Origin of the sequence: Petrotoga sp. Shatin.DS.tank11.9.2.9.3, assembly GCF_003665005.1 — a bacterium.
In the GTDB taxonomy this organism is placed as follows: Bacteria; Thermotogota; Thermotogae; order Petrotogales; family Petrotogaceae; genus Petrotoga; species Petrotoga mobilis.
In genome coordinates this window covers 144,716-170,725 of sequence record NZ_JGVT01000005.1, presented here as the reverse complement: position 1 = coordinate 170,725, position 26,010 = coordinate 144,716, and the positions used below count along the sequence as shown (strand labels likewise).

General features: G+C 35.2%; 24 protein-coding genes, 2 tRNA genes, 1 riboswitch and 1 other annotated feature (1 of these 28 running past the window's edge). Of the genes, 7 read left to right on the top strand and 19 right to left on the bottom strand.

Going from position 1 to position 26,010, the window contains the following annotated elements; all coding sequences use genetic code 11:
• Positions 1 to 21, bottom strand: a sequence feature (ribosomal protein L10 leader region) (it extends 118 nt beyond the left edge of the window).
• A gap of 16 nt (positions 22 to 37) precedes the next feature.
• The 7 genes from rplA to BZ25_RS05765 form a co-directional block, all read right to left on the bottom strand.
• A complete protein-coding gene (rplA, locus tag BZ25_RS05795; protein WP_012208207.1) occupies positions 38 to 748 on the bottom strand; it encodes a 50S ribosomal protein L1 in 711 nt (236 codons plus the stop codon).
• Positions 749 to 765: 17 nt separating this feature from the next.
• Positions 766 to 1,191 (bottom strand): 50S ribosomal protein L11, encoded by a 426-nt coding sequence (rplK, locus tag BZ25_RS05790; protein WP_012208208.1) that lies wholly within the window; start codon positions 1,189 to 1,191, stop codon positions 766 to 768.
• 51 nt (positions 1,192 to 1,242) lie between these two features.
• Positions 1,243 to 2,307, bottom strand: coding sequence for a transcription termination/antitermination NusG family protein (locus BZ25_RS05785; RefSeq protein WP_121514533.1), 1,065 nt, complete (start codon positions 2,305 to 2,307; stop codon positions 1,243 to 1,245).
• Positions 2,308 to 2,364: 57 nt separating this feature from the next.
• Positions 2,365 to 2,583 (bottom strand): preprotein translocase subunit SecE, encoded by a 219-nt coding sequence (gene secE, locus BZ25_RS05780; RefSeq protein WP_012208210.1) that lies wholly within the window; start codon positions 2,581 to 2,583, stop codon positions 2,365 to 2,367.
• 37 nt (positions 2,584 to 2,620) lie between these two features.
• Complete coding sequence (rpmG, locus tag BZ25_RS10670; RefSeq protein WP_012208211.1) at positions 2,621 to 2,785, bottom strand: 50S ribosomal protein L33; 165 nt, start codon at positions 2,783 to 2,785, stop codon at positions 2,621 to 2,623.
• A 37-nt stretch (positions 2,786 to 2,822) separates the two neighbouring features.
• Positions 2,823 to 2,909: transfer RNA gene (locus tag BZ25_RS05770), tRNA-Tyr, on the bottom strand.
• Positions 2,910 to 2,928: 19 nt separating this feature from the next.
• A tRNA-Thr gene (locus BZ25_RS05765) sits at positions 2,929 to 3,004 on the bottom strand.
• Between the two features lie 291 nt (positions 3,005 to 3,295).
• Here BZ25_RS05765 and BZ25_RS05760 point away from each other — a divergent pair.
• The 7 genes from BZ25_RS05760 to BZ25_RS05730 all read left to right on the top strand — a co-directional run bounded on the left by BZ25_RS05760 (position 3,296) and on the right by BZ25_RS05730 (position 13,510).
• On the top strand, positions 3,296 to 5,788 hold the full coding sequence (locus BZ25_RS05760) for an ATP-dependent Clp protease ATP-binding subunit (protein ID WP_012208212.1): 2,493 nt from the start codon (positions 3,296 to 3,298) through the stop codon (positions 5,786 to 5,788).
• Complete coding sequence (radA, locus tag BZ25_RS05755; RefSeq protein ID WP_041534014.1) at positions 5,785 to 7,131, top strand: DNA repair protein RadA; 1,347 nt, start codon at positions 5,785 to 5,787, stop codon at positions 7,129 to 7,131. Before BZ25_RS05760 ends, radA begins: the two co-directional genes overlap by 4 nt.
• Positions 7,132 to 7,135: 4 nt before the next feature.
• Positions 7,136 to 8,245, top strand: coding sequence for a DNA integrity scanning diadenylate cyclase DisA (disA, locus tag BZ25_RS05750; RefSeq protein WP_012208214.1), 1,110 nt, complete (start codon positions 7,136 to 7,138; stop codon positions 8,243 to 8,245).
• Between the two features lie 65 nt (positions 8,246 to 8,310).
• The gene (gene smpB / locus BZ25_RS05745) at positions 8,311 to 8,763 is read left to right on the top strand and encodes an SsrA-binding protein SmpB (RefSeq protein WP_012208215.1); all 453 of its coding nucleotides are present in this window, start codon (positions 8,311 to 8,313) and stop codon (positions 8,761 to 8,763) included.
• Complete coding sequence (locus BZ25_RS05740; protein WP_233546291.1) at positions 8,720 to 9,679, top strand: ABC transporter ATP-binding protein; 960 nt, start codon at positions 8,720 to 8,722, stop codon at positions 9,677 to 9,679. Before smpB ends, BZ25_RS05740 begins: the two co-directional genes overlap by 44 nt.
• A gap of 28 nt (positions 9,680 to 9,707) precedes the next feature.
• Positions 9,708 to 11,528 (top strand): ribosomal protection-like ABC-F family protein, encoded by a 1,821-nt coding sequence (gene abc-f, locus BZ25_RS05735; protein ID WP_121514534.1) that lies wholly within the window; start codon positions 9,708 to 9,710, stop codon positions 11,526 to 11,528.
• 2 nt (positions 11,529 to 11,530) lie between these two features.
• Positions 11,531 to 13,510 carry a glycoside hydrolase family 13 protein gene (locus tag BZ25_RS05730; RefSeq protein WP_121514535.1) on the top strand — a complete coding sequence of 660 codons (1,980 nt, stop codon included), beginning with the start codon at positions 11,531 to 11,533 and terminating at the stop codon, positions 13,508 to 13,510.
• Between the two features lie 28 nt (positions 13,511 to 13,538).
• Here the strand turns inward: BZ25_RS05730 and BZ25_RS05725 are convergent, their stop codons facing one another.
• The 12 genes from BZ25_RS05725 to BZ25_RS05670 all read right to left on the bottom strand — a co-directional run bounded on the left by BZ25_RS05725 (position 13,539) and on the right by BZ25_RS05670 (position 26,010).
• Positions 13,539 to 14,021, bottom strand: a complete 483-nt coding sequence (locus tag BZ25_RS05725; protein ID WP_012208219.1) for a molybdenum cofactor biosynthesis protein B — start codon at positions 14,019 to 14,021, stop codon at positions 13,539 to 13,541.
• Between the two features lie 11 nt (positions 14,022 to 14,032).
• The gene (locus tag BZ25_RS05720; protein ID WP_199676862.1) at positions 14,033 to 14,482 is read right to left on the bottom strand and encodes an MOSC domain-containing protein; all 450 of its coding nucleotides are present in this window, start codon (positions 14,480 to 14,482) and stop codon (positions 14,033 to 14,035) included.
• On the bottom strand, positions 14,460 to 14,942 hold the full coding sequence (moaC, locus tag BZ25_RS05715) for a cyclic pyranopterin monophosphate synthase MoaC (RefSeq protein ID WP_121514536.1): 483 nt from the start codon (positions 14,940 to 14,942) through the stop codon (positions 14,460 to 14,462). The genes BZ25_RS05720 and moaC overlap by 23 nt, the downstream gene beginning before the upstream one ends.
• Positions 14,943 to 14,944: 2 nt before the next feature.
• Positions 14,945 to 15,916, bottom strand: a complete 972-nt coding sequence (gene moaA / locus BZ25_RS05710; RefSeq protein WP_121514537.1) for a GTP 3',8-cyclase MoaA — start codon at positions 15,914 to 15,916, stop codon at positions 14,945 to 14,947.
• 18 nt (positions 15,917 to 15,934) lie between these two features.
• The gene (locus BZ25_RS05705; RefSeq protein ID WP_121514538.1) at positions 15,935 to 17,833 is read right to left on the bottom strand and encodes a molybdopterin biosynthesis protein; all 1,899 of its coding nucleotides are present in this window, start codon (positions 17,831 to 17,833) and stop codon (positions 15,935 to 15,937) included.
• Positions 17,834 to 17,954: 121 nt separating this feature from the next.
• On the bottom strand, positions 17,955 to 19,190 hold the full coding sequence (gene glp / locus BZ25_RS05700) for a gephyrin-like molybdotransferase Glp (protein WP_121514539.1): 1,236 nt from the start codon (positions 19,188 to 19,190) through the stop codon (positions 17,955 to 17,957).
• Positions 19,191 to 19,205: 15 nt separating this feature from the next.
• Positions 19,206 to 19,817: a hypothetical protein gene (locus BZ25_RS05695; RefSeq protein WP_121514540.1), complete on the bottom strand. Its 612-nt coding sequence runs from the start codon at positions 19,815 to 19,817 to the stop codon at positions 19,206 to 19,208.
• Positions 19,818 to 19,834: 17 nt separating this feature from the next.
• On the bottom strand, positions 19,835 to 20,878 hold the full coding sequence (gene wtpC / locus BZ25_RS05690) for a tungstate ABC transporter ATP-binding protein WtpC (protein ID WP_121514541.1): 1,044 nt from the start codon (positions 20,876 to 20,878) through the stop codon (positions 19,835 to 19,837).
• Positions 20,871 to 21,680, bottom strand: a complete 810-nt coding sequence (locus BZ25_RS05685; protein ID WP_121514542.1) for an ABC transporter permease — start codon at positions 21,678 to 21,680, stop codon at positions 20,871 to 20,873. Before BZ25_RS05685 ends, wtpC begins: the two co-directional genes overlap by 8 nt.
• Positions 21,673 to 22,638 (bottom strand): tungstate ABC transporter substrate-binding protein WtpA, encoded by a 966-nt coding sequence (wtpA, locus tag BZ25_RS05680; protein WP_121514543.1) that lies wholly within the window; start codon positions 22,636 to 22,638, stop codon positions 21,673 to 21,675. Before wtpA ends, BZ25_RS05685 begins: the two co-directional genes overlap by 8 nt.
• Before the next feature lie 163 nt (positions 22,639 to 22,801).
• A riboswitch (molybdenum cofactor riboswitch) is annotated at positions 22,802 to 22,923 on the bottom strand.
• 43 nt (positions 22,924 to 22,966) lie between these two features.
• Complete coding sequence (locus BZ25_RS05675) at positions 22,967 to 24,199, bottom strand: NAD(P)/FAD-dependent oxidoreductase (RefSeq protein ID WP_012208229.1); 1,233 nt, start codon at positions 24,197 to 24,199, stop codon at positions 22,967 to 22,969.
• Positions 24,196 to 26,010 (bottom strand): aldehyde ferredoxin oxidoreductase family protein, encoded by a 1,815-nt coding sequence (locus BZ25_RS05670; RefSeq protein WP_121514544.1) that lies wholly within the window; start codon positions 26,008 to 26,010, stop codon positions 24,196 to 24,198. Before BZ25_RS05670 ends, BZ25_RS05675 begins: the two co-directional genes overlap by 4 nt.

The window sequence follows — 26,010 nt, the reverse complement described above, 5'->3', positions numbered from 1 at the left end:
TGGCACGCAATCTGTTATTACTTTTAAATACTTTCTTTTAAGCAACTGATGATAAAGATAAGGAGCTTAAATCGATATTAATACCGGGTCCCATTGTGGAAGCTATAACAGCTTTTCTAATAAATTTTCCCTTTGAATTTTCTGGCTTCATCTTCGTTAACTGGTCAAAAGCGGAAATTAAGTTTTCTTTTAAATCATCTTTATCGAAAGAAACCTTACCTATAGGAATGTGTATGTTTCCTGTTCTGTCATTTCTAACTTCAACCTTACCGGCTTTAAATTCTTTAACCGCTTGCGCTACGTCGTCGGTTACCGTTCCTGCTTTTGGAGATGGCATAAGACCTCGTGGACCTAGCACTTTTCCAAGTCTTCCTATTTTCCTCATGATATCGGGAGTAGCAATTGCCACATCAAAATCGGTCCAGCCTTCGTTGTTTATTTTTTCAATTAAATCATCGGAGCCAACAAAATCAGCGCCTGCTTGCTTAGCCTGAGCAGCTTTTTCTCCCTCTGCAAAAACTAAAACTCTCACATTTTTACCTGTTCCTTTAGGCAGAGAAACCGTACCTCTAACGTTTTGATCTCCTTTTTTTGGATCTATTCCTAAAAGCACATGGAGTTCCACAGTACCATCAAATTTTGTGTAAGAAGTCTTTTTTACTAAATCTAACGCTTCATCGATATCATAATTTTTTTGTTTATCTACAAGTTTTAAAACTTCCTTATACTTTTTTCCATGTTTTGGCATAATCCTCTCCTCCCTTCTTAGTCTTCAATTTCTATACCCATACTTCTTGCGGTGCCGGCAATAATTTTCATCGCAGCATCCAAATCCTTAGCGTTAAGATCTTGCATCTTGGTTTCAGCAATCTCTCGGAGCTGCTTCCTTTTAATCTTGCCGACAACCTCCTTGCTTGGCTCCTTAGCGCCAGATTTAAGACCAGCGGCTTTTTTTACCAAAAAAGAAGCGGGAGGAGTTTTTACTATAAAAGTGAAAGATCGGTCTTCAAAAACAGATATTTCTACTGGTAACAATGTACCTGCTTGATCTGCAGTAGCAGCGTTGAACTTCTTACAAAATTCCATCAAATTTACACCATATTGCCCCAGTGCTGGTCCTACAGGTGGAGCTGGTGTAGCTTTTCCGGCTTCCAATTGCAATTTTACAACCCTCAAAAGCTTTTTTGCCATAAATTCTTAACCTCCTTGTGGTAAAATGGGAAAATCCCTCCCACATTTTGTTTAATCGATGATCTTTTCAATTTCTCCTAAAGATAACGTTACTGTAGTTTCACGTCCAAACATAGTGACTACAACTTGTACTTCTTGTTTCTCCAAATCGAAATCTTTAATTTTACCTGTAAAATATTCAAAAGGACCATTTATAATCTTGACATGTTCTCCCAATTCGAAATCGGTTCTAACTTCTTTGACTTGCCTTTTTTGATAAGCTTCTTCACCCATCACTCTAAGAACAAATCTTACCTCGTTTTTATTCAATTTTACAGCTTTTCCGCCTATATTTAAGATAGTAGATACATAAGGCAAATTGCTAACTAATTCCTCAGTTTCTTTAATGTACATCATTTCGACAAAAACATAACCGGGAAATAAATTTTTCTTTTTTGTTTTTATAATCTTTATCTCTTTGTGAAAAGGGGTCTCTCTGATATCAATGCTTCCTGAAAACTTTGCCTTATACTCTTTAGGCTCACACAATTTATCGCCTATTTGAACCTTACTTCCAATTTTAAATTTCTCATGGATAAAGGTTTCTCTGGGCAATAAGTAGATACTATTTTCTTTCGACTCGTTTTCAACGACTACTCTTTTAACTTTTTCAACGGCTACAATTTCTCCGTCCACATCACTCTTATATTCGAGATTTTTACTGAACGGAGTCTCCGAACGAACTTTTTTCCCAGCTTTTAATCCCGCTAATAAACCTGCACTCTCAGGTATCAGAAAAGTCTTTGAATACTTTTTCCCTTCTGTCTCAACTAAAATCTTACGAAAATTTTTTATGTCTACTATCTTTCCTGAAGTTTTTGCGTATATTTCTGGCTCTCTTGCTAAAATATCTCCTTTTTTTACATCCTTACCCTTTTTAACAAAGATCTGAGCTTCTTTTTCAATGTAGATTTTTTGCACTCTTTTATTACTATAATTCAATTCATCAACTTCGGGTATTATTATTTTTCCAAAATACTTTTCATACCCTAAATTCTTTATTCTCTCTTCGAGAGTTTCTTTAACTTTATTTTCCATTCCTGAATAAACTTGTAGTACATACCATTCTTTTCGCATCTTATATTATTCTCACCACATCTCATTCAACAAATTTATGCGTCTCGAATCAAATGATTATTGAGTAGGTACTCCGCTTCCTCTTAAGAAAACCGGATAAACTAACCATGAAAACAGTTGTAAAAGTCCAAAATCAACAGCAAAAAGATAAACTGCAAAGATTGCTATAACAATCAACACAACCAAAGTAGAATTTAACAACTCTTTTCTGGTGGGCCAATTAATTTTCTTTGCCTCTTGCCAAACGGAAGTTAAAAAAATCCAAAATTTAGACATTTATAAACACTCCCCTATTGTTATGAAAAATACACAACTAAATTTTCGATTCCACATGAAGAGTATGTTTTCTACAATGAGGACAGTACTTTTTTAATTCGATTTTTTCTTTGTAATTTCTATTTTTCTTTTTATAATAGTTTCTATTATTACACTCTGTACATTTCAAAGAAAATTCTATAATTTGGGATTTAGCCGCCACTGTTATCACCTCTTTCTGTGATGAATTAAAATACAAATGGTGGTGAGGGAAGGATTCGAACCTTCGAAGGCAGTCTGCCAGCGGATTTACAGTCCGCCCCCTTTGGCCGCTCGGGCACCTCACCATGAAATTCAAAAAAACGTTGGAGCCGATGAAGGGACTTGAACCCCCAACCTGCTGATTACAAGTCAGCCGCTCTGCCAGTTGAGCTACATCGGCAACCAGTTATTTACCAACTGAAGTTGATTATATCAAACCAAAAAAACGTTGTCAATGGATTTTAAGTTAAAAATATATTAAATTGTACTTTAAGTTGGTTGACATCTGTTATCAAAAAATCCAATAACAAAGAATTTATCTTTACATATTTTGTTTTTAACAATATTCATGGTAAAATAATATTGAAGTGAAAGTATAAAAAATGGCTAATAATAATATTTCTATATAAAGCGACGCGAACTAATCGGTAGTTTCTGTTGCTTAGATGTACGGTAAAGGAGGAGAGTAGACATGTTTGATAATTTTACTGAAAGAGCTGCGAAAGTTTTTATTGAGGCTCAAAATGAAGCAAAACAGATGGGACATCCCTATGTGGGGACAGAACACATTTTATTAGGATTGTTGAAAGTTGGAGGAGGCCATTTAGATACCGTATTTGAAGAATTTAATTTGTACTATAATTCTATAAAGATGGAAATAACAAATGTTGTTGGTACGAATTCAACACAGGGAATAATAGGTTCTCCACAACCAACTCCTAGAGCAAAAAGAATATTAGAGTTGGCATATGATGAATCTGAGCTTATGGGTTTCAATAAGATAGATGCGGAACATCTTCTTTTAGGCATTTGTAGGGAAGCCGAAGGGATAGCCTCTCATATATTGAAACGTTCAGGAATAAATCTAACTTTGATGAGAAAAGAATTAACGGATATGATGATTAAGGGTAGATCAACCGGGAGGATGGAGATTGCTAAAACTGAAGAGTTAGAAGAAAGAAAGCGTCAAAAACAGAATGCGCTAAAACAGCTCGAAGAATACGGAACTGATTTAACTGCTCAAGCTGAGAACCGCAAACTGGATCCTATAATTGGAAGAGAAATAGAAATTAATCGCATAATGGAAATATTGGCGAGACGAAAAAAGAACAATCCTGTTTTGATTGGTGAGGCAGGTGTAGGTAAAAGTGCAGTGGTCGAGGGTCTGGCACAAAGAATTGTTGAAGGCCGAGTACCTGAAATATTAAAAAATAAAACTATTTTTTCCTTAGATATTACCTCAATAGTAGCGGGAACAAAATATCGTGGAGAATTTGAGAAACGAATGAAAAAATTGATGCAGATATTACAAAAGACTGAAGATATTATTCTTTTTATCGACGAATTGCATATGATTGTAGAGGCTGGTGCGGCTGAAGGTTCTTCCATGGACGCAGCCAATGTATTAAAACCGGCTTTAGCAAACGGAGAAATAACCGTAATAGGGTCCACCACAGCAAATGAGTACAGGAAATTCATCGAAAAAGATCCAGCCCTCGAAAGACGTTTCCAAAAGATATATGTAACTGAACCAACTATCGAAGAAACTATAAATATATTATCTGGAATCAAATTCAAATACGAGGAACATCACAAAGTCAAATATAACCATGGTGCAATTCAATCAGCTGTTCAACTCTCGGTAAGGTATATTACAGATAGACACCTACCAGATAAAGCGATAGATGTTATCGATGAAGCCGGAGCTAAAGCCCGTTTAAGTGCTCTAACGCTCCCTGATAAATTAAAAATTCAATATGAAAAGATTGCAGATATCGAAAGTAAAAGAAACGATCCCAATTCTAAAGAAAACGTTGAAGAAAAACTAAAAAAGATGAAAGAAAAGTATGAAGAAGAATATTCAAAATGGAGATCTGAAGCAGAAAATAAAATAATTCAAATAACCGAAGAGGATATAGCTGAAATAATATCTAATTGGACTGGTGTTCCGCTCAGACAGTTGCGTGCAGAAGAGATGGAAAAATTATTGAATTTAGAGGCTGTCTTACACGAACGAGTGGTAGGGCAGGATGAAGCAATAAAATCAGTTGCAAAAGCTATAAGAAGAGCGCGAAGTGGATTAAAAGACCCTAGAAGACCAACAGGTGTATTTATGTTTTTAGGCCCGACCGGTGTTGGGAAAACTGAACTAGCTAAGACTCTAGCAACTTATCTTTTTGGAAACGAAACGCATTTAGTAAGAATAGATATGAGTGAATACATGGAAAAATTCAGTGTCTCCAGACTTGTGGGTGCTCCCCCGGGGTATGTCGGCTACGATGAAGGTGGGCAATTAACAGAAATAGTAAGAAGAAGACCTTATTCCGTAATTTTGCTGGACGAAATAGAAAAAGCTCATACAGACGTATACAATATTTTGTTGCAAATAATGGATGAAGGAAGATTGACTGATTCTCAAGGGAGAACGGTTGACTTTAGAAACACAATAATTATTATGACCTCTAACCTCGGTTCTGAACAGATTAGCAAAACTAAAAGAAGCTTAGGTTTTGTAGAAGAAGGTACAATAGAAAGCGAATACAAAGATATCAAAGAACAGGTGATGTCTGCGGTAAAGGCGGCATTCAAACCTGAATTCATAAACAGATTAGATGATGTCATTGTATTTCACCCGCTCACTAAAAATCAACTTAAAAATATTATATCTATTCAACTTAGCGACCTAAAAAGCCGATTGGAAGAAAGGAATCTTACATTATCCGTGAAAGAAAGTGCCATTGATTTCTTACTGGAAAAGGGTTATGATTCTGTCTTTGGAGCTAGGCCATTGAAAAGAGCTATACAAAGATATATTGAAGATCCTTTGTCCGAAGAATTATTAAAAGGAAAATACGAAGAAGGAGATAAGATATTAGTTACTCACCAAAAATCTAAAGAAAGTCTTTCTTTTAGAAGAGTTCCTAAGGATAAGAAGCAAATGGAAAAGAAAGTGGTCAATAGTTGAGAAAATCTGAGAAACACTATGTCTGCAGTAATTGTGGCTATGAATCCGATAAATGGTTCGCAAAATGTCCTATGTGTAATGAATTAGAATCCGCGGTAGAATATAATACCGCGGATGTTACTATTGATACTGGAAATATTAAAGTTCCAGACATAGTCTTTCTTGATCAAGAACTTCCTCCGGCGAAAAAAATACCTACTAATTTTCAAGAAATTGATAATGTGTTAAACGGTGGGTTAGTGGAGGGTGCGGTCTATTTGTTGAGTGGCGATCCTGGTATTGGAAAAAGCACATTATTGGCTCAAATCGCAAAGTCTATTCAGACAGCTGAAGGATACATATTCTATGTTTCTGGTGAAGAATCTACAGAACAAGTAGTTCAAAGATTCAATCGACTAGAAATAAAAAATAAAAATATAGGATTGATATTTGAAAACAATGTGGATGTTATACTTAATGCTTTAGAAAAGTCTAATATGAAATCTTCTGTTATTTTCATAGATTCTGTTCAAACCTTAAAGATAGACAGTATTGATTCCTCACCTGGTAGTATTCTACAAGTAAGGGAAAGTACTAGAAAGATGGTAGAATACGCTAAAAAAAAGAATATCCCTGTAGTACTGGTAGGTCATGTAAACAAAGAAGGAGCTATTGCCGGTCCAAAAGTGTTGGAACACATGGTAGATTGTGTTCTTCAAATGGAATTGGAAGGTGGATCTGGACTAAGGCTTTTAAAAGTAACCAAAAACCGATACGGTCCTACAGATGAAGTTGTTTTATTTGAAATAACCCAAAAAGGCTTAAAACCAATAGATAATATAAATTCTTTTTTCTTATCTGATTATTCAAATGAATCGGGTAACACTTTAACTATAGTAAAAGTTGGTCAAAAATTGCTTCCAATAGAGATACAAGCTTTAGTCAGTAACCCGGTATACGGGTCCCCTAGAAGGGTTACTTCTGGTATACCGTTAGATAGACTTTTAATGATAATTGCAGTACTTTCCAAGAAGTTGAAGCTCCCATTGGAAAGTAAAGATATATTTGTCAGCAGTGCAGGAGGTCTAAGGATCAATGACAGTTCTATGGATGTTGCTATCGCTTTATCTTTAATCTCCTCTATATTCGATACCCCACTTTCTTCTTCAACGATAGCCTTTGGAGAAATAGGTTTAGATGGGAGAATAAGAGGTATTCCTCTTTTAGAAAAAAGATTGGAGCTTTCACAGAAAATTGGTTTTAATAATATAGTTATTCCAAAAAATCTTTCCCCTAGAAAAAACTCTATTATAGTTGCAGAAAGTGTAAAAGATTTGATAAAATTATTCAAAAAAGGGGGATAAAATTTTGAATGAGAAATTAGAAAGAATTTTTGAATTGTTGGCTCCGGGAAAGCCTATTAGAAAAGGTATAGACAGGATAATGGAAGCAAATTTGGGGGCTTTGTTGTTTTTTTGCTCACAACCTGAAAAGCATCTTAAAGAAGGTCTAATACAGTTAGGCTTTAGAGTTGATTCGGATTTTTTACCTGAAAAAATTTATGAACTTTCAAAAATGGATGGGGCTATTGTTTTAAACAGTGATGGAACTCAAATTCTTGCAGCGAATGCACAACTTAATCCCGATAAGAGCATACCCAGTTCAGAAACCGGCATGAGACACAAAACTGCTGAAAAAGTGTCTATTCAAACGGGAGATTTAACAGTCGCAGTTTCTAAAAGAAGAAATATTGTTTCAGTGTATTATAATAAAATGAAATACGAACTTCTACCTGAAAATGTTTTATTTGCTAGATTAAATCAAGAAATTACCATTGCACAAAGATATAGACAAAGCTTTATGAACCTTTTAGACTATCTGAACATCGAAGAGACAAGGGGAAATGTAAGTCTCTCTGACGTTGTTGAGATACTTTCCAAAGGTTTACTAACGATAAAAATTGTACAAAGAGCTGAAAAATATTTATTAGAATTAGGAGAAATCGCTGGAAGTGCAAAATTAGAATACGAAGAAATCTTAAGGACAGTCCCTAAGTATGTGGGTGCTGTTATAATGGATTACAGCTCAGAAAACTTAAAGTATCAAAGACCCGAAGATGCGACAAGCATATTCAAAGAATTAGACTTTAACGATTTGGTCGATCCCTTCAAAATAGCAAAAACTTTAGGTTATATTGATGTTTCATCTGAAGACGATCTGGAAGAAACAGCTTTAACATCAAGAGGCTACAGAATCCTTTATTCTACTAAGTTACCAACTTCTGCGGTAAAAAAAGTTGTGGAAAGTTTTAAAAACCTTCAAGAATTAATGAACGCCACTTTTGAAGAATTAACAGATATAAGCGGAATCGGCAAAAGAAGGGCGGAAATAATCTTGGGAACATTGAATAAAAAGAAAAGAGAAAAAGAGGAAATAGAAGAGGAAACTGCACAAATAATAAGCAAAGAAAAGAAGTAATAACACTATTAATAGTTTTTCAATTTAATATTGTAAAAACATCACAATTTTAGAGGTGAAGAAATATAACAACTTTAGCAAGAAACAAAAAAGCTACTCACGATTATGAAATAATAGAAACCTTTGAAGCAGGGATTTCTTTATTGGGCACAGAAGTAAAATCCAGCAAAGCTGGAAAAATCAATTTCAAGGATAGTTTCTGTAAAATAGAAAAAGGCGAATTGATTTTATATAATGTTCACATCAGCCCTTATTCAGGGGCATCTATATTTAATCACGATCCAGAAAGACCTAGAAAACTTTTACTTCATAAAAAAGAAATAAGGCGTTTGCAATCTAAAGTTCAACAGGAAGGCTTGACGATGATTCCGCTCGAAATCTATACTAACAATAAAGGGCTGATAAAAGTTAAAATCGCTTTGGCTAAAGGATTGAAAAAATACGATAAGCGTGAAAAGATTGCAGAAAAAGAGTATGAAAGGAGAATTAGAAAACAACAAAAATATGAAAATATCTGAAAAAATCTCACCAGCAATATCAATTAAGGGATTAACAAAAAGATTCGGGAAAACGGTTGCGGTTGATAACGTTGATCTAGAAATTAACGAAGGAGAGATTTTTGGACTTATAGGTCCCAATGGTGCAGGCAAATCCACCATTATGAAGACTATTTCCACGCTTTTAAACCCTTCACAAGGAAAAGTGGAAATACTCGGAAAAGATCTTTCGAAAAACAAACCAAACCTTAGAAAAGTGATCTCTTTAGTCTCTGATTACTCTGTATTGGAAAATGATTTAACCCCCTATGAAAATTTAAAATTGTTTTCTTTAGCCTCAAATATCGAAGATAGTGATAAAAAAATTAACGAATTTTTTCATAGTTTTGGATTGGAAAAATATAAAAACAAATTAACTAAAAACCTTTCTTCTGGCAACAAGCAGAAGCTGAATATAGCTAGGGCATTATTAAAATCTCCAAAAATACTTTTGTTGGATGAACCAACAAATGCCATAGATGTAGAATCCTCAAGATTTATAAGACGTTATATACTGAACGAAAACATCAAAAATGGAACCACAATAGTGATAACCTCCCATTATTTATGGGAAGTTGAACAATTAGCTACAAGTGTGGGGATAATCATAGATGGAAAAATTGTTATTAAAGACAACATAGAAAACATTTACAAAAGGTTCGATTCTATAATTAATATTTATGAACTCACTTTTGAAGAAAAAGACCATGAAAAAATATTAACCTATTTAAAAGATCTCTCTGATGTTTTGGCAATAAAACCCGTATCCAAAGAAAAATTAATAATCGATTCAAAAGATAGTACCTTTACAATGAATAATTTCAAAGTGTCGATAAGAAAATTACGTCCAACTTTGGAAGACATATATTCTTATATAATATCCACCCCAAATCAATGATAGAAATAAAATACTTAAGGTGATAAATTTGCTTTTAAGACTTGAAAATGTGTCTCATAATTTTGGTGAATTTTACCTCTTTTACGATGTCGACTTGGTTATAAATCAAAACGATAGGATCGCTTTAATAGGTAAAAATGGTGCAGGAAAAACTACTTTATTGAATATTATTTCAGGAAATATTGAGCCTATCGAAGGACGGGTGCTCAAGAGAAATGATTTAAATATATCTCTTTTAAAGCAATATAGATTAGATTTAAATAAAACAGATCCCACCTTGTATGACTTTATAAAAGAAAGTGTCTCAAAAAATACACCTGAACACATAGTCGATAAGACTGTCAGAAGTTTGCTAGTGGGTCTTGGTTTCGAAGAAAGCCAATGGAACAGAAATGTTTCTGGTTTAAGTGGCGGTGAACTAACTAGATTGTCCCTCGGAAAAACCCTTTCTGAAAAAAGCGATTTATTACTTCTTGATGAACCTACTAATCACTTGGATCTCTTCTCTATCGATTGGTTAATCAACTATCTCAAAAATTACAAAGGTGCGATGGTTATAGTATCCCACGACAGGACATTTTTAAAACAGTTGTGTAACAAATATTGGGAAATAAACAATTCTAAGATTTGGGAATTCAAAGGGACTTACAAAGAATACATTCAATCACGTGAAATTTATATAAATTCAGTAAATTCAAGAAAACAGAACTTGCAAAAAGAAATCGAAAGACTCGAAAAAATGATAGAGCGTTACCGAAGTTGGGCTACAGAAAAAATGGTTAGACAAGCCGTAATCCGCGAGAGAAAATTGGAAGAGTTGAAAAATGAACTCGAAGAGATTCAAAATATTGAAGAAGAAAAAGGTATAGACGTAAAGATCCCCCAACCCACAAAAACTGGTTACAAGGTAGTAGAGGTTAAAGACCTATCTTTTTCATACAACAAAGAACAAAAATTACTAGAAAACATCTCTTTTGAACTCTACGAAGGAGAGAAATTAGCCATCTTAGGAAAAAATGGGTGCGGAAAGAGCACTTTACTAAAATTATTGATAGGCGAATTAGAAAATCATGAAGGGAGCATTGAGTGGGGATACAATATCAAAATCGGATATTTAGATCAAGTTATATCTAATCTTTCTCAAGAATATGACGTGTTGAATGAAACGTGGGAATTGGTAAAGGATTGGAAAGATTTCGAAGTAAGAAAGTATCTTGGGAGATTTGGATTCTATTCTAGCGAAGTGTTCAAAAAAGTAAGCGAACTCTCTGGTGGAGAACTCACCAGATTGGCATTAGCTAAAATTTTACTTGAGAAACCAAACGTTTTGATATTGGATGAACCCACCAACCATTTGGATATCCTAACGATTGAAAGTTTGGAGCAAGCACTTAAGGAGTACACGGGAGCCATAATCTTTGTCTCACATGACCAATCTTTTATCGAGAATATCTCAAACAAATTCCTTTTGATAGATAACGGTGAATCCAAAATATCTGAAAATATTGAACCTCTTTTAGAAGAAATAAAAAATAACTCTTTTAAAATAAAAAAAGAAAAAAAAGTAAACGAAGAATACGAACAAAATAAAAAAATAAAAAACAGAATAAAAACTTTGAACAAAGAAATTTCAAGAATCAGAGTTGAATCGGAATTGCTATTTGAAAAGTTAGATTCAGTTGAAGCTAAACTTTTTGAGTATGGAGACGATTATAATAAGGTGTTAGAATTAATTGAAGAAAAAAACAAATTAGAAAAGGAACTTACAAAACTACAAAAACTGGAAAGTAAATATGTAGAAGAATTAAATCAACATACTCAAATCTCAAACAATAATTACGGAGGATAATTATGAAAGGCATATATTCTGATCAAACTAGCTGTTATCTTTATCCCGAGGAGCCAAGCATAGATGACAAGGTAACGATTAAACTGAGAATTCCAAAATACTTAGGTAAAAGTATCGGAAGTGTTATTTTTACTCCTCAAAAAAACTTAAAAAATTATCAACATAAACCAATGCAACTCTCAAAAGAAACTACTTATTTTTATTTTTTTGAAAGTACTTTCAAAATGCCAGACAGAATTGTTAGGTACCATTTCGAAATAGATTTAATAGAAAAGGGCAAAAAAATGTTCTATGACGCTATGGGGATTGTAGAAAATCGCACTATTCATGACTTTGTACTCGTTGCAGATTTTAAAACTCCAAAATGGTCCCATGGTTCAATATATTATCAAATATTTGTTGATCGATTTAAAAACGGAGATGAAACAAACGATCCAGTATCTCACGAGTATCAATACGATGGTCAAGAAGTTTTGAAAAAAGATTGGAACTCACTGCCAGATCCTAAAAATGGTCATAGAGAGTTTTATGGCGGAGATTTACAAGGAGTTTTAGAAAAGATTGATTACTTAAAAGATTTAGGAGTGGAAACGATTTACCTAAACCCTATCTTTGTTTCTCCAAGTCCGCACAAATATGATACTCAAGATTACGAACATGTAGACCCTCATTTTGGGGTTATAGAGGAAGATTCTGAAGATCTTAACGAAAAATACAAAGTCAGAACTACCTCTATAAAGAACCTCGAAAAAAGCGATGAAATTCTAAAAAGTCTTATTCAAAAAGCCCATGAAAAAGATATAAAAGTTATTTTAGATGGTGTTTTCAACCATTGTGGCTCTTTTCATAAGTGGGTAGACGAAATGGATTTGTATGGTGAAGGTAGTCTACATAGGGAGGATTCTCCCTACAAAAGTTATTTTTATTGGGACGGTGCCCAAAAGAGCTATGAGGGATGGTGGGGTTTTCACACCCTACCAAAATTGAATTATGGAAATATTAGTTTATGGAAATACATAGCTGATATTGGAAAAAAATGGGTAAGTGAACCTTTCAATGCAGATGGATGGAGACTCGATGTTGCGGATGATTTAGGTAAATCTTTTGAAATGAACACAGCTTTTTGGAGATTCTTCTACAAAGTTGTAAAAAAGTCAAATCCTGAATCGATAATATTTGCAGAAATTTATAAATCACCTCTTGCTTGGTTAGAAAGACAATGCTGGGACTCTATAATGAATTATATAACCTGTATGGATCCGGTTAGTTATTTTCTTACAGGCATGGAAAAACACAACGAGAATCACAAACCTGAGCTCTTAAAAAATGCTGAGTATTTCGTTAACTCAGTTAGATGGGCTTTATCTCAATTACCCATGAATAGTAAATTTATTGCTTTAAACCAACTAAGCAACCATGATCATTCTAGATGGATGACAAGAACCACACAAAAAGTTGGGAGATTGGGACCAAAAACTCACGAAGAAGCCTCCCTTGGAAAGGATTTAGATGTTTTCAAAATAGGATTAGTCACAATGTTTGCTCTACCAGGATCACCTGGATTATTCTACGGTGATGAAATAGGTTTAGAAGGTTGGACAGACCCAGATAATAGAAGACCTTACCCTTGGGGAAAAGAAAATGAAGAAAATAAAATGTTGTTTAATTTCACAAAAGAATTAATTAAAATGTACAAAGAACATCCTGCATTGAGAAAGGGATCTTTTGATTTTCTTGATTGGAACGGAGGATACGTATCTTATGCTTCATGGAATGAAAGTGAAAATATAATCACCATTATAAATAGAGAAGAAAAAGAGATCGATGTTGAACTGCCATTATGGCTACTCGATAAAAAAGAAGGGAAAATAGATCTTTTATTCGCTACAAAAGATTTCAATTTAGAAGATAATTCTTATAACGATGGCAAAAAATCTCTAAAAATCCCAGAGAAAATTGCCCTTGTATTTAAAATTAATTGATTCCCCTTGCTTGGATATATGGCTTTTTTTAATGTTCTGTAATCTCACCCTTTAAAATATTAATTCCGTGTGGGATAAGATCTTTAACAGCTTCAAAACATTCTTTAACCGCTTTAGTGCTACCTGGAAAATTGATAATTAAAGTGAATTTTCTAATTCCACAAACTCCTCTAGAAAGATATGCCATTGGGGTATTCTCCCCCGTGGCATATCTGATTTTTTCTGGAATTCCTGGAACCTCTTTTTCGATAATGTTTTTCGTAGCCTCCGGAGTAACGTCTCTTGGAGCTAAACCCGTTCCCCCTGTTGTGAGTATTAAGTCTGCAATATTATTGTCGGCTACTTCTTTTAATTTTTGTTCTATTTCTTCTTTTTCATCGGGAATTATTAGGTAAAAACTTTTAATCCAACCTTCTTCTTCAATCATCTTAATTAGTAATTCACCACTTTTGTCTTGTCTTAAACCCTTTGATCCTTTATCACTTATTGTTATTATTGCAACTTTAATCATTACTGTACCCCCTACTCTGATACTATCGTTAATTTATCACCTGGAACCACGATACCACCTTCTAAAACTTTGGCGAAAATCCCCTCTGTCAGCATTATATTGTCAGGATTGAATTCTCCAGCTTTTCCTATTTCAGTAATTTCGAGTAATACACTCTCACCTACTCTAAATTTGGTTCCCACAGGATATTTATATAACTCTATCCCTTCTATGGTTATATTCTGTGCGAAGTTGCAATATCCATCTTTTAAATTTAAATTCTTTTCTTTTACTATTTTTTCAAGGCTTTCTATGCCCAACAAACTGACTTGTCTATGACTTTTTCCTGCATGATAGTCACCCTCTACACCAAAGTTAGTTATAATGTTTATTTTATCTTGTTCTTTTTTGAGCATTCCTCTTTTTTCACATTTACAAACTTTGACTACTTTACCTTCTCTAATCATCGTTTTCTCTAACATAAGTCCCACTTTTACCTCCCGTCTTTTTCATTAATTTTATATTTTTAATAACCATATCTTTATCTACAGCCTTACACATATCGTATACCGTCAAAGCTGCTATTGAAACACCTGTAAATGCTTCCATTTCAACCCCGGTTTTACCTGTTGTCCTCACCGTCGCGTAGATACCTAAAGTTGTAGCATTTTCAAATTCAAATTTTATATCTATGCCGGTTATCAGCAAAGGGTGACACATTGGGATTAACTCAGATGTTTTCTTAACACCCATAATTCCAGCCACTCTTGCAGTTTCTAAAACAGCTCCTTTTTCTATCTGATCGTTCTTTATCTTTTCAAGGGTTGATTCTTTTAGCTTTATTTGCCCATAGGCTATAGCTTCTCTTTTGGTTTCATCTTTATCTGTAACGTCAACCATCTTTGCTCTACCTTTTTCGTCTATATGAGTAAATTCTTTCATACCTATCCTCCAATTTGAGACATATTTTTCTTCGGGAAAAAATCATTTTTGTAAAAGTTGTGACTAATGGGTTTAAGAAGAAGAGCTTTTTCAAACTTTTCTCTCACACCTTCTGAAGAGATCTTTCCATCTTCATCGCGCATATTTACTTCAACATCGCTGGCAAGACAAGGCCTCAAAAATCCATCAGCAGTTAATCTCATTCGATTACATGTTGAGCAAAAGTTATGACTAATAGCGGTAATAAATCCTACAGTTCCCCTTGCCCCAGGGACTTTGAAATCCTTTGAAGGGCCATTATTTTGTATATCTACAGGGACCATACCCATCTTATCGATAATTATTTCCTTGAATTCGTTTAGAGAAACATAATAATTACCAGAAAGAAGGCTTGTTTCACCCATAGGCATATACTCAATAAATCTCACATGTAGGTCCTTATCTATTGTGAGATTAACGAAATTTTCCAATTCATTATCGTTGATACCCTTCATCACAACGGTATTAATCTTTACTGGATTTAAGCCAACTTCAAGTGCTGCTTTAATCCCTTCAATTGCTTGAGAAAATTCGCCCCTTCGAGTAATCGTTTTATAGGTATCGGGATTTAAAGAATCAAGACTAATGTTAACCCTAGACAAACCTGCCCTTTTTAAAGCAAATGCATATTTTGGTAGAAGAACGCCATTAGTTGTCATAGTAATATCTTCAAGTGCAGGAATTTTCCTCAATTCTTTGATTAAATTTACTACGCCTTGTCGAACAAGAGGTTCACCACCAGTGATACGAACTTTCTTTATACCAAGTTCAGTACCTACTTCAACGATTTTGATTATTTCTTCATACCGTAGAATACTGCTATGGGTCTTGAAAGTCACACCTTGAGGTGGCATACAATAAATACAACGTAGATTACATCTATCTGTTATCGATACTCTAAGATAATCGATACTTCTTCCGTATTTATCAATCATTATAATTGAACTCTCCTTTTATGACATTATTTCACCTGTATTATCTGTTCTATAACCCCCCAATGCAATTACTTGGCTCTTAAACTTTTCAGAATTAATAACCTCAAGAATTTTTCCCATCCTGGTATCTTGTAGAAAGTCAGTTGGAATTATAAAATCATATCTTTCTTCTAAAAGAGGTATAAAATCCAAATCCATCGCATCGGCAGCTGCCTTTATCCCTAATCCTACATCTGCAGATTTATTTGCAACGGCTGCTGCAACAGCAGTGTGGGTGAATTCTTCTCTCTCGTATCCCCTAATTGATTTTGAAGGTATCCCCTTTTTGTTCAACCAATAGTCTAGTAATACACGGGTACCTGAACCTTTCTGTCTATTGATAAAGTTAATATCTGGACGGATTAAATCCTCTATCTTTCCTAATCCTAAAGGGTTGTCTTTTGGTACAATTAAACCCTGTTGTCTCCAAATTAAATTAACCATAGTTACTTTTTTATCACCTAAAATCTCTTTAACGTAAGTTTTATTGTACGTTCCACTTTGTGGATCCAAAAGGTGGGCTCCAGCCAAATGACACTCGCCTCTTTTAAGCGACATCAATCCTCCCATACTCCCCACAGATTGAATGTTAAAGTCAAATCCAAGTTTTTGAGATTTTATTTCATTAACCAATATGTCTAATGAATAATCATGACTCCCAATGAATAACACGTTTTTTGAAATGGAGGAGATGGGGTTCAAAATATATATTTTCACCTTTTCGTTGATACCTATTCCTTCGGATTTTTCTGGGACAGGCATAATACCATCTGCATTCACCAGTGACTCCATGGCAGCCGAACCCCTTTTTCTTGGAACCGCTACGTATTCTCCATCAATAAAAGCTAAATTAACCCTTAAAAATTCTTCCAAGCCAACTTGTGAAGGAACTTTTCTACGAACAACCGCATTTATATATGGTGTTTCTGGAACGTCCAAACTTAACATCTGATACACAAGGGTTCGTACAAAAATATAATAATTCAGCAAAGCAGATAGAGGATAACCAGGTATACCAATTACCGGCTTTTCTTTTATAACACCAAGAATGACTGGTTTACCAGGCATTATGTTAATTCCATGTACAACAACTCTTCCTACTTCATTTAAAATTTTCTCGGTATAATCTTCCCTACCTGCAGAAGAACCCGCTATAATGATCAAAATATCGTTTTTTTCGATCTCATCCAGCACTTTTTTCTTGAGATCTTCATATTTGTCGGGAAGGATCTCGGTAATTGAAACTTTTGCTCCCCATTGTTCGCCATAAATTTTCATCATAGTCGAATTGAAATCCACAAGTTGACCTTTTTCTGGATCCTGATCGGGAGGAATAATCTCATCACCCGTTGGAATGATTCCTATCAAAGGCTTTTTTTTAACGTTGATTTCTTTCACACCTGCTTCTAATAAAGATCCTACATCATAAGGCCTTATCATATGATTTACTGGGAACATTAATTGCCCTTTCATTACACTTTCTCCAATAGCTCTAATATTTTGCCATGGTGTAGCACTTTTTTCTATAATGTAAAAATCACCTTCATCATTTATTTCTTCTATCTTTATAACCGCATTAAATCCTTCTGGTATCGGATCTCCAGTATCAACTATAACCGCATCTAAACCTTTTTTCAACATCAATGGATTTGTTTTACTGGCTCCATATGTATTTGAAGCTTTAACCGCTATACCATCCATTGCGGATGCATAATAGTGTGGCCCAAACCTTTTTGCATAGATAGCTTCTGCTGTGACTCTACCGTTAGAATTCTCAACTTTAATATTCTCTGTTTCAACAAAATAATCTTTGAAAATCTTAAAATATTCTTCTTTAGCTTTTTCTAAAGAGACTTTTTCTAAATATATTTTACTCATTTATTCACCTTCTTGAATTCAATTTACCACCTTGAAAAGCTCTTATATAGCGCCCCTTCGCCCCGCTCCCCACCCAAAAGGATAAAGGAATTTTAACCCACTTGACCCGAAGCCCACTCATTTAATACAAGTAGACATCTACAGTTTCCTCTTTATTGAGTCCTTCTTTGTTAGCATCTATTTTTATATAACCGTCGGCATAAACAAATGTAGATATCATTGCTGATTCACCGACTAATGGATCCGCAATGTAATTTTTTTCAGCATTTTCAATCAATCGAACTGGAATGTACTCTTCTCTTCCTTTATCTGAATCCAAATTTCTACTTAACTTTGCTTTAATATTGCATTTTATGTTTTTTTCTTTTATGCCCATTATCTTCTCAACCAACGGTTTAACAATCACTTGGGTAATGATAAAGGATGATGAAGGGTGGCCAGGTAAGCCTAAAATAGGTTTACCTTCAACTACCGCAAAAATCGTAGGTTTACCTGGCTTTATCGTGATTCCTTGAGACAATACCCCAGGTTTCCCCAAAGAATTCAAAACTTCCACCGTCATGTCTTTAACTCCTACAGAACTACCTCCAGAGATCAGGATCAAGTCACAATCTAAATTGTTTTTTATACTCTCTCTCAAAAAATCAAATTTATCTGGAATTATCCCAACGTATCTAATTTCTGCACCTACTTCTTCTAATGTTGTTCCTATTGTGTAACTGTTTATATCCCTTATTTCACTGACTCCAGGAACGCTTTCAGGGGAGACTAACTCGTCTCCTGTTGCAATTACAGCTACTTTTGGCTTTTTATAAACTTCAACATCAGTTATTCCAAGGCCTGCTAGAGCTCCCACATCCTGTGGCCTGATCTGATGGTATTTATTTAAAATTACCTTCCCTTTAGGAATATCTTCACCCTTATAAATTACGTTTTCACCAACTCCAACAGAACGATTGATTTCAATCATTTTTTCGCCAACGTAATCAACGTATTCTATCATAATGACTGCATTTGATCCTTCTGGCAACATTCCACCCGTCGGAATTTTTACAGCTTCACCAGCTTCTACCATTATCTTTGTTTCTTGCCCCATGAACACTTCACCTTTAACGTTCAAATAGATAGGCATACTTTCCGAGGCACCAAAAGTATCCTCCGCTTTCACAGCGAAACCATCAACAGTTGATCGGCTAAAAGGTGGAAGATCGATGGGAGAAAATAAATCCTGGGCTAAAATTCTCCCATTGGACTCTTTAAAGTTTATCGTTTCTGATGGCAATAAACCAATATTTATATTTTTATTCACAATTTCCCAAAACATTTCTGGGGTATTTAAATCCAAGAATTCAGACATACTTAGCCTCCGTCTTTATTTGAATAAACCAAGCTGGCAGTACCGAACTTTGATGTTTTGATCATCCAACAATTTCCCAAATTTAGGTAATTTGATATTCAATGCCTTACAGATAGCGTGTGCATTAAAACAACTCACTTGTTCAAAATTAATCTTGAATTTCATACTGTTTCCGTCTTTGATTAATTCTTCAAGGTTTTCTTTATCGATTATAATATCGGCTTTACTTTTGGCTTTGGTCGCTGATTCTTTTTCTTGTGTATCATCAGAATCAATGTAAAAAACCAAAGTTGGTCTAATAAAATCTAGGATACTGTTTCCTTCAATAATCAAATATTCTATGTCCTCATCTAAGAGCTTGCGTGCCCTTCTATAACCTTCCAACAATCCTTCATAATTTGTTTTTAGTAAGATTACATTTTGGGCTCCAGATTCTTTAAAAAACGCAGTATCTTTCCCTTTCTCACTAATAATTGAAGGATCAGCTGTAACTTCTATTTCCTCATTAGTTTTATGGATAGATGTTTTTATCACTCCAACGTGACAGTTTAAATTCTTTATCATTCGTGAAATTAAAGTAGATTTACCGACATTGCTCGATTTTCCACCAACAACGATGGTAACCAAAAAAAATCACTCCCATCTTAGTAAACATGCACTGCAGAAGCTTTGAATGTAACAAAAATCTTTTTATTTTCTACTAAATTCAACTCTTTCAACGATTGCCTAGTTATGTACACCACCAAAGGAATACCAATATCCACGGTAATATGAACTATAGATAATTGTTCATAAATCCGCTTTATCACTCCAGGGAAAACATTCCTAGCGCTTGAATCAAAAGGATTTATAGATAACAATATATCTTCAGGTCTGATAGAGATATTAACATTCCCTTTCTTTTCACTGGCCACACTTATTTTCAATCCATTCACTGAAACATAGGTACCAGAATCATCTTTTACTATTTCTCCTCTAAAAATATTTCTAACCCCAGTGAATTGAGCAACAAAATCAGAATTCGGTTTGTTGAACACCTCGTTTGAATTTCCATCTTGAATGATCTTCCCATCTTTCATTATAGCGATTTTATCCGCTAAAGAAAATGCTTCATTAAAATCATGTGTTACATGAATTGTAGTAGTCTTGAGCTGTTTATGTAAGTTCTTCAAATCTTCTATAAATTTTTCTTTTGTTTGAGGATCTAATGCACTTAAAGGTTCATCTAACAGCAAAATTTGTGGAGAAGTGATTAAAGCTCGTGCAAGAGCTACTCTTTGCTTCTCTCCTCCACTTAGATTCTTCGTTTTCCTTGTGAGTAAATGTTCTATGCGAAAAAGCTCTACTATGTTGTTTAACAGAGATCTTATTTCATCTTTTTTAATTCTCCTCGATTTTAATCCAAAAACAATATTCTCTTCCACATTTAGATGTGGAAAGAGCATATAATCCTGATAAACCATTCCAACATTTCTCTCTTCAGGAGGTAAATGTGTAATTCTTTTCTCTCCGATAAAAACATCACCAAAGTCAGGTTTTATTAAACCTGCTATAATCTCAAGAATCACTGTTTTACCTACACCTGTTGGCCCCAAAATTACAAAATACTCGTTATCTTCGATATTCAAATTGATATCTTCTAAAGAAAACTTTTTAAATCTCTTCGATATATTCACGATTTTAATCAAGCTCGTTTTCCTTCTCTCTACCTTCTATTGAATTCTTTCTGTTTATGAGTGTTAAAAAGATAAACACAATGAGACTTGTTATCACCATAATGGCTGCAACGGGGCTTGAATACTTCAATCCAAATGAAGTAAATCTCTCGTAGATAAGTACCGACGCCGTCATTGGATGATAAGCTAATATAATAACCGCACCAAATTCAGATAATCCTCTTGCCCACATCATAAGTGAACCAGAGATTAAATGGTTAAAATTCAAAGGTAGCGATACTCTGAAGAAAGTTCTCGCAGGGGATGAGCCCAAACTTCTAGCAACCTTTTCAAGTTTAACATCAATAGATCTGAACCCTTCTTTAACTTCATTCACCAAAAAAGGCATACTGACAAACATCATCGCAACAACTATTCCTGCAAATTCGCCAACGAACTCTATTCCAAATATCGAGAAAAATCTTCCCAGAAAAAATCTACTACCAAAAACCGTTAAAAGCGCTATTCCTGCTGCTGTATGTGGTATTATAACGGGGATATCTATCAAACTTTCTACAAAAGACTTACCAAAAAAATCTTTACGAGCAAGCAAGTAAGCCAAAGGTACCCCCAACAATATAGAAATTAAAGTTGCAACTAACGATGCACTGAAAGTAAGCAATATGGAACTGTATACTTCTTCTTCCTTTACAGTGTCAATAAGAACTTGCGGTTCAACTCCAAAGATAAGCTTGGCTACCGGGGCCGCTATGAAAAACAACAATAGTATCCCCAAAAAACTAAGTATTAATTCGAACCATGCTTTTTTAATCATTCGCTCCACCTTTTAAGAAATCTTGAAGCTCCTGGGGAGCTTTTTCTATGTTTACACCTTCTGGGGGATTAATTGACGGTTGCCCGTTTTCTTCCATGATGGCTCGTCCTTCTGGACCAATGACGAATTTGATGAAGGCAATTGCTCCCTGTAGATTTGGAGCGTTATTGGGAATGGTTAGAGCATATACCATAGGTTGCCCTATTTGGGTTATCATTTCACCAGGCTCTTTGCCCGTTACATCAAAAGAAGCAGTTGCATAAAAATCGGCATACTTCGTACTTTTCAAATTAATTTGTTCTGGTAATTCCACGTAGGGCATTCGATGTTGCAACGCCACAGATTTGTAGATGAAAATATAATCCAGTTCTCCTGCCTCTAATAGTGCGATTAAATCTGTTTCTTTTGGTCTAACGTTTTTTGGTGGACAGTTATCAGCGAGTTTTTTATATAGATTATCCACTTTATAATATTTTTCTGCCAATTTCCAAACAATCTGGCTTCTGTATCCACAAGGATCGGCATTTGGATCCGAATGACCGTACTCAACATCAGGACGCAAAAGAATCTCATACCAATTGTCAGAATTAATCTCATCTTTGTAGCGAGAATCTTCTGTGTACATTATCACCATCTCGTTGTTGGCAAAATTTATGTACCATTCTGTGTACTCTGGGATCATCAGATTTTCGATGACCGTATAATCCGCAGAACCTATAACGTCCGCTTCTCTTCCAAGATCGGTAACCTTTCTAACAGCTTCTCTACTTCCCGCTGCTTCCCTAATAACATCTGTTCCAGGATACTGACTTTCAAAGGCTTTTTCAATTTGTGCAAATGGAACGCTTAAAGATCCCGCATGGAAAACTACAATCTCTCCAGTTATATCTTCAGCCATCATCAACGTCCCAAATAAAAAAACAAATAACATAAATGTGTACTTATAAATGCTCTTCATTATTTCCTCTCCCCTTATCTAAATTTTTTTATCTAAGTTTATAAACTCTAAAACTTACTTTAGCAACCCTTTACTGTTACATCAACCTAGAAGATTGAGGAAAGGAGAGCAGCTTAAAAAAATTAATGACATTACAAAATAAAAAAACCGGCGTGTGAAGACACCGGTTCATAATGTGTCTCCTTTCCTAATGCGGGAGGCATAGAAGTTTCCTTCTATACCCTATCGTCTAAGTCACCATAGAATGAATTCCGTAGGTAACCTAGATCGAAGACATTATAAAATGTATATGAAAAAAATTGTTTTCAAAAGAACTTAAATTTTAAAGTTATATATTCACAACTTCTCTCGTAGGAGCCTTAAACATCGAATAACTTAACGCACCTTTTATTGCTTCATTCAATAGATGGCTTATATCCCATTGATTTTTCATCGCTGCCAAATAAACTCCAGGATTTAGGACTCCTCCAACAAAGATAAAACCAACAAGTTTGCCATCTCTTACCAGAATTTTGTGGTAACTTCTACCTTCTTTTTCCTTATAAACATCGTAAGCATCTTCTTTACTAATACCCCCAGTGAAAACAACTTCTCCAAATAAATTTACTATGTTTCTAGATACTTCTTTGGGATATTTCCAAGAATACCCCGCCATATTGGTGGCAGCTATCCTTGCTTGTTCCATCGCAACAGGCCACAAGGCATGCATTTCATACTCATCTGAAATTAAGTCTATGGATTCCGTCACATCCCCTGCCGCATAAACATCCTTAACAGATGTTTCCATATATTCGTTTACCAAGATGCCAGTGTCACATTTGATAGGCGTTTTTTCGAGAAAATCTATACTCGGCTTAACTCCTTTTCCCACAACAACACAACTGCCTTGAATTACTTTGCCTGATGCAAGAAAGATGTTTGCGTGATCTCCTTCTTCTTGAACCTTCGTTATGCTTTCACCTGTGATTAACTCCATTCCATTTTCTATTGCCCTTTCAGCAATAATTTCTGAACCCTCTTCATCAACAATCTGAGATAACATTCTACGCGATCTTATAACAAAAGTAGCAGGTATATTAAGTTCTGCTAAGGCATCAGCGATCTCAGAATTAACTAATCCAGCACCAGAAAGTATAACTCTTTTAACGTCACTTTTGTTCAACTTATCTTTCAATTTATCCATATCTGAAAGATTTCTCACCGTTAACACTAGTGGAGATCCTTCTACTTCCATATCTGGAACATAAGGTTCCGCTCCAGTTGCTATCAACAATTTATCGAAGGAAAATGTTTTGTTTTGTATAGTTTCTATCTTTTTTCTTTCAACATCAATGTTGACAACCCTTTGCCCCAATAGAAGATTAGCTCTCGACGGAGAGGGTAGAAACATATAATCTCTCTTTTTCAATTTATTTGACAATAAGTAAGGTAGAGACATTTTACTGTAGGGGAATACTTCTTCGGCGGATAATATAGTTATTTCCCCTTGAGGATCCAGAGATTCTAATGTTCGAGCAGCATTTAAGCCAGCTGCACTAGCTCCAACAATAACGTATCTCATTTTGAAATCTGGACCTCCAATTCTTTAAGTTTTTCTTCTGTGGGAACACTGTCTTTATCCCATCCTCTTAACTGATAGTATTCATCCAGCATCTTTTCAAGATCTTCTACCTGTCCTTTCGAAGGACCCGTTTTGATTGGTTCATTTAATATTCTTGGAGGTAAGGTATCATCCTGTCTTGTAAAACCAGCTTTAAGATTGAAAAGCTTTTCAATATTCCAAATTCTTTCTCCAATTTTCATGAACTCTTGGGCATCTATTGAAAAACCTGTTGCAGTTGACACCATCTCGGCTAACTCATTAGCACTGAGACCAAAAGTCGTGAACAAACATATTCCAGAAGAATCAAGTGCACCGGTTAAATCTTGTAAGGTTTTAATTATAGCCGCTTTGCCTTCATAAGCGTACTGATCAGCATCTCCCAATACCTCTACGGCTGTTCCATATCCTCTGACGTGGCAAGCACCACGATTGCTAGTTGCATATTCTAAACCCATACCTTTGATAGCCCTTGGATCGTAAGCTGGGAACTCCTGTTTCTTTGCCGACATAGAAAGTTCCGGATGACCATAATGCTCTGCTAAGCGATAGGAACCTTGAGCTAATAATTTCCCAAAATTTCCTTCTTGCTTGCACGCCAATTCCACGGCTTTTAACATAGCTTCTGCTGAACCAAATCTAAGTTCAAAAGGGGCATCTTCCTTGGGCATATATCCTTTTTCGTACAATTCCATGGCACAGGCGACCGTTGAACCCATAGCGATAGTATCGATTCCATATTTATCACAAAGATGATTTGCACTTATCACTGCATCAAGGTCTGAAACACCACACATTGCACCAAACGACCAAACTGATTCGTATTCTGGACCTCCTCCAATAGTTCCTTTATACGGTCCACTTTTTACTACCGTTACCCTACCACAAGCTATTGGACACTCAGCACATCCTTCATTTCTAATTAAATTTTTCTCCCTTAGAGTTTCTCCACTAATTTTATTTGCCTCTGGGAAATAAGCATCTTGGGCATTACGAGTGGGGAACCCACCAACACCATTGATAACATTCACCAACATTGCGGTACCTAACATAGCAGCCCCTTGACCTGCAAAGGCATCTTTGCTTAAAATATCTCTAGCCTTATAAACTGCTTTCATAAAAGCTTCAGGATCAGCCACTGGAGTATCTTCATTCCCTCTAACGGCTATCCCTTTTAGGTTCTTGCTTCCAACTGCGGCGCCAACACCGGTTCTTCCAGAAGCCCTATGACCATTGAACATTACGCTAGAGATAGGAGATAATTTCTCGCCAGCCGGTCCAATCGTCATGGTTTCAGCCAAGGGATGTGTTTGCTCTCTTATCAATTCGTCACTTTCGTCAGCCAATTTCCCCCATATTTCCTTTGCGGATCTGAATTCTACTTTACCTTTGTTAATCCATATATATACGGGTTCGGCTGATTTTCCTTCAACAACGATCATATCGTATCCTGTGTGTTTCAAAGCGGGGCCAAAATGTCCACCTGCATTAGAGCACGCAATAGCTCCATTCAAAGGACCTTTTGTGATTACCATAGTTCTTCCAGAAGAAGGAGCTAATGTTCCATCTAAAGGACCAGTGGCAAAAATAACCTTATTTTCTTCGGAGAGAGGATCTACCTTTGGATCTATTTCTTCAAGCAACAAGCGAGTACCGTACCCTCTGCCTCCTAAGTATTTCTGAGCCCATTCTTCATTCAATGCTTCACTTTTCACTTCTTTGGTTGTTAGGTTTACTCTCAATAATTTACCTTTGAATCCACCTTTTATCAT

Coding starts and splice junctions, on each gene's coding strand:
- rplA (WP_012208207.1), bottom strand. CDS start 748: ATGCCAAAACATGGAAAAAAGTATAAGGAAGTTTTAAAACTTGTAGAT.
- rplK (WP_012208208.1), bottom strand. CDS start 1,191: ATGGCAAAAAAGCTTTTGAGGGTTGTAAAATTGCAATTGGAAGCCGGA.
- BZ25_RS05785 (WP_121514533.1), bottom strand. CDS start 2,307: ATGCGAAAAGAATGGTATGTACTACAAGTTTATTCAGGAATGGAAAAT.
- secE (WP_012208210.1), bottom strand. CDS start 2,583: ATGTCTAAATTTTGGATTTTTTTAACTTCCGTTTGGCAAGAGGCAAAG.
- BZ25_RS05760 (WP_012208212.1), top strand. CDS start 3,296: ATGTTTGATAATTTTACTGAAAGAGCTGCGAAAGTTTTTATTGAGGCT.
- BZ25_RS05740 (WP_233546291.1), top strand. CDS start 8,720: ATGAAAGGAGAATTAGAAAACAACAAAAATATGAAAATATCTGAAAAA.
- BZ25_RS05730 (WP_121514535.1), top strand. CDS start 11,531: ATGAAAGGCATATATTCTGATCAAACTAGCTGTTATCTTTATCCCGAG.
- BZ25_RS05725 (WP_012208219.1), bottom strand. CDS start 14,021: ATGATTAAAGTTGCAATAATAACAATAAGTGATAAAGGATCAAAGGGT.
- BZ25_RS05720 (WP_199676862.1), bottom strand. CDS start 14,482: ATGTTAGAGAAAACGATGATTAGAGAAGGTAAAGTAGTCAAAGTTTGT.
- moaC (WP_121514536.1), bottom strand. CDS start 14,942: ATGAAAGAATTTACTCATATAGACGAAAAAGGTAGAGCAAAGATGGTT.
- moaA (WP_121514537.1), bottom strand. CDS start 15,916: ATGATTGATAAATACGGAAGAAGTATCGATTATCTTAGAGTATCGATA.
- BZ25_RS05705 (WP_121514538.1), bottom strand. CDS start 17,833: ATGAGTAAAATATATTTAGAAAAAGTCTCTTTAGAAAAAGCTAAAGAA.
- glp (WP_121514539.1), bottom strand. CDS start 19,190: ATGTCTGAATTCTTGGATTTAAATACCCCAGAAATGTTTTGGGAAATT.
- BZ25_RS05685 (WP_121514542.1), bottom strand. CDS start 21,680: ATGATTAAAAAAGCATGGTTCGAATTAATACTTAGTTTTTTGGGGATA.
- wtpA (WP_121514543.1), bottom strand. CDS start 22,638: ATGAAGAGCATTTATAAGTACACATTTATGTTATTTGTTTTTTTATTT.
- BZ25_RS05675 (WP_012208229.1), bottom strand. CDS start 24,199: ATGAGATACGTTATTGTTGGAGCTAGTGCAGCTGGCTTAAATGCTGCT.
- BZ25_RS05670 (WP_121514544.1), bottom strand. CDS start 26,010: ATGATAAAAGGTGGATTCAAAGGTAAATTATTGAGAGTAAACCTAACA.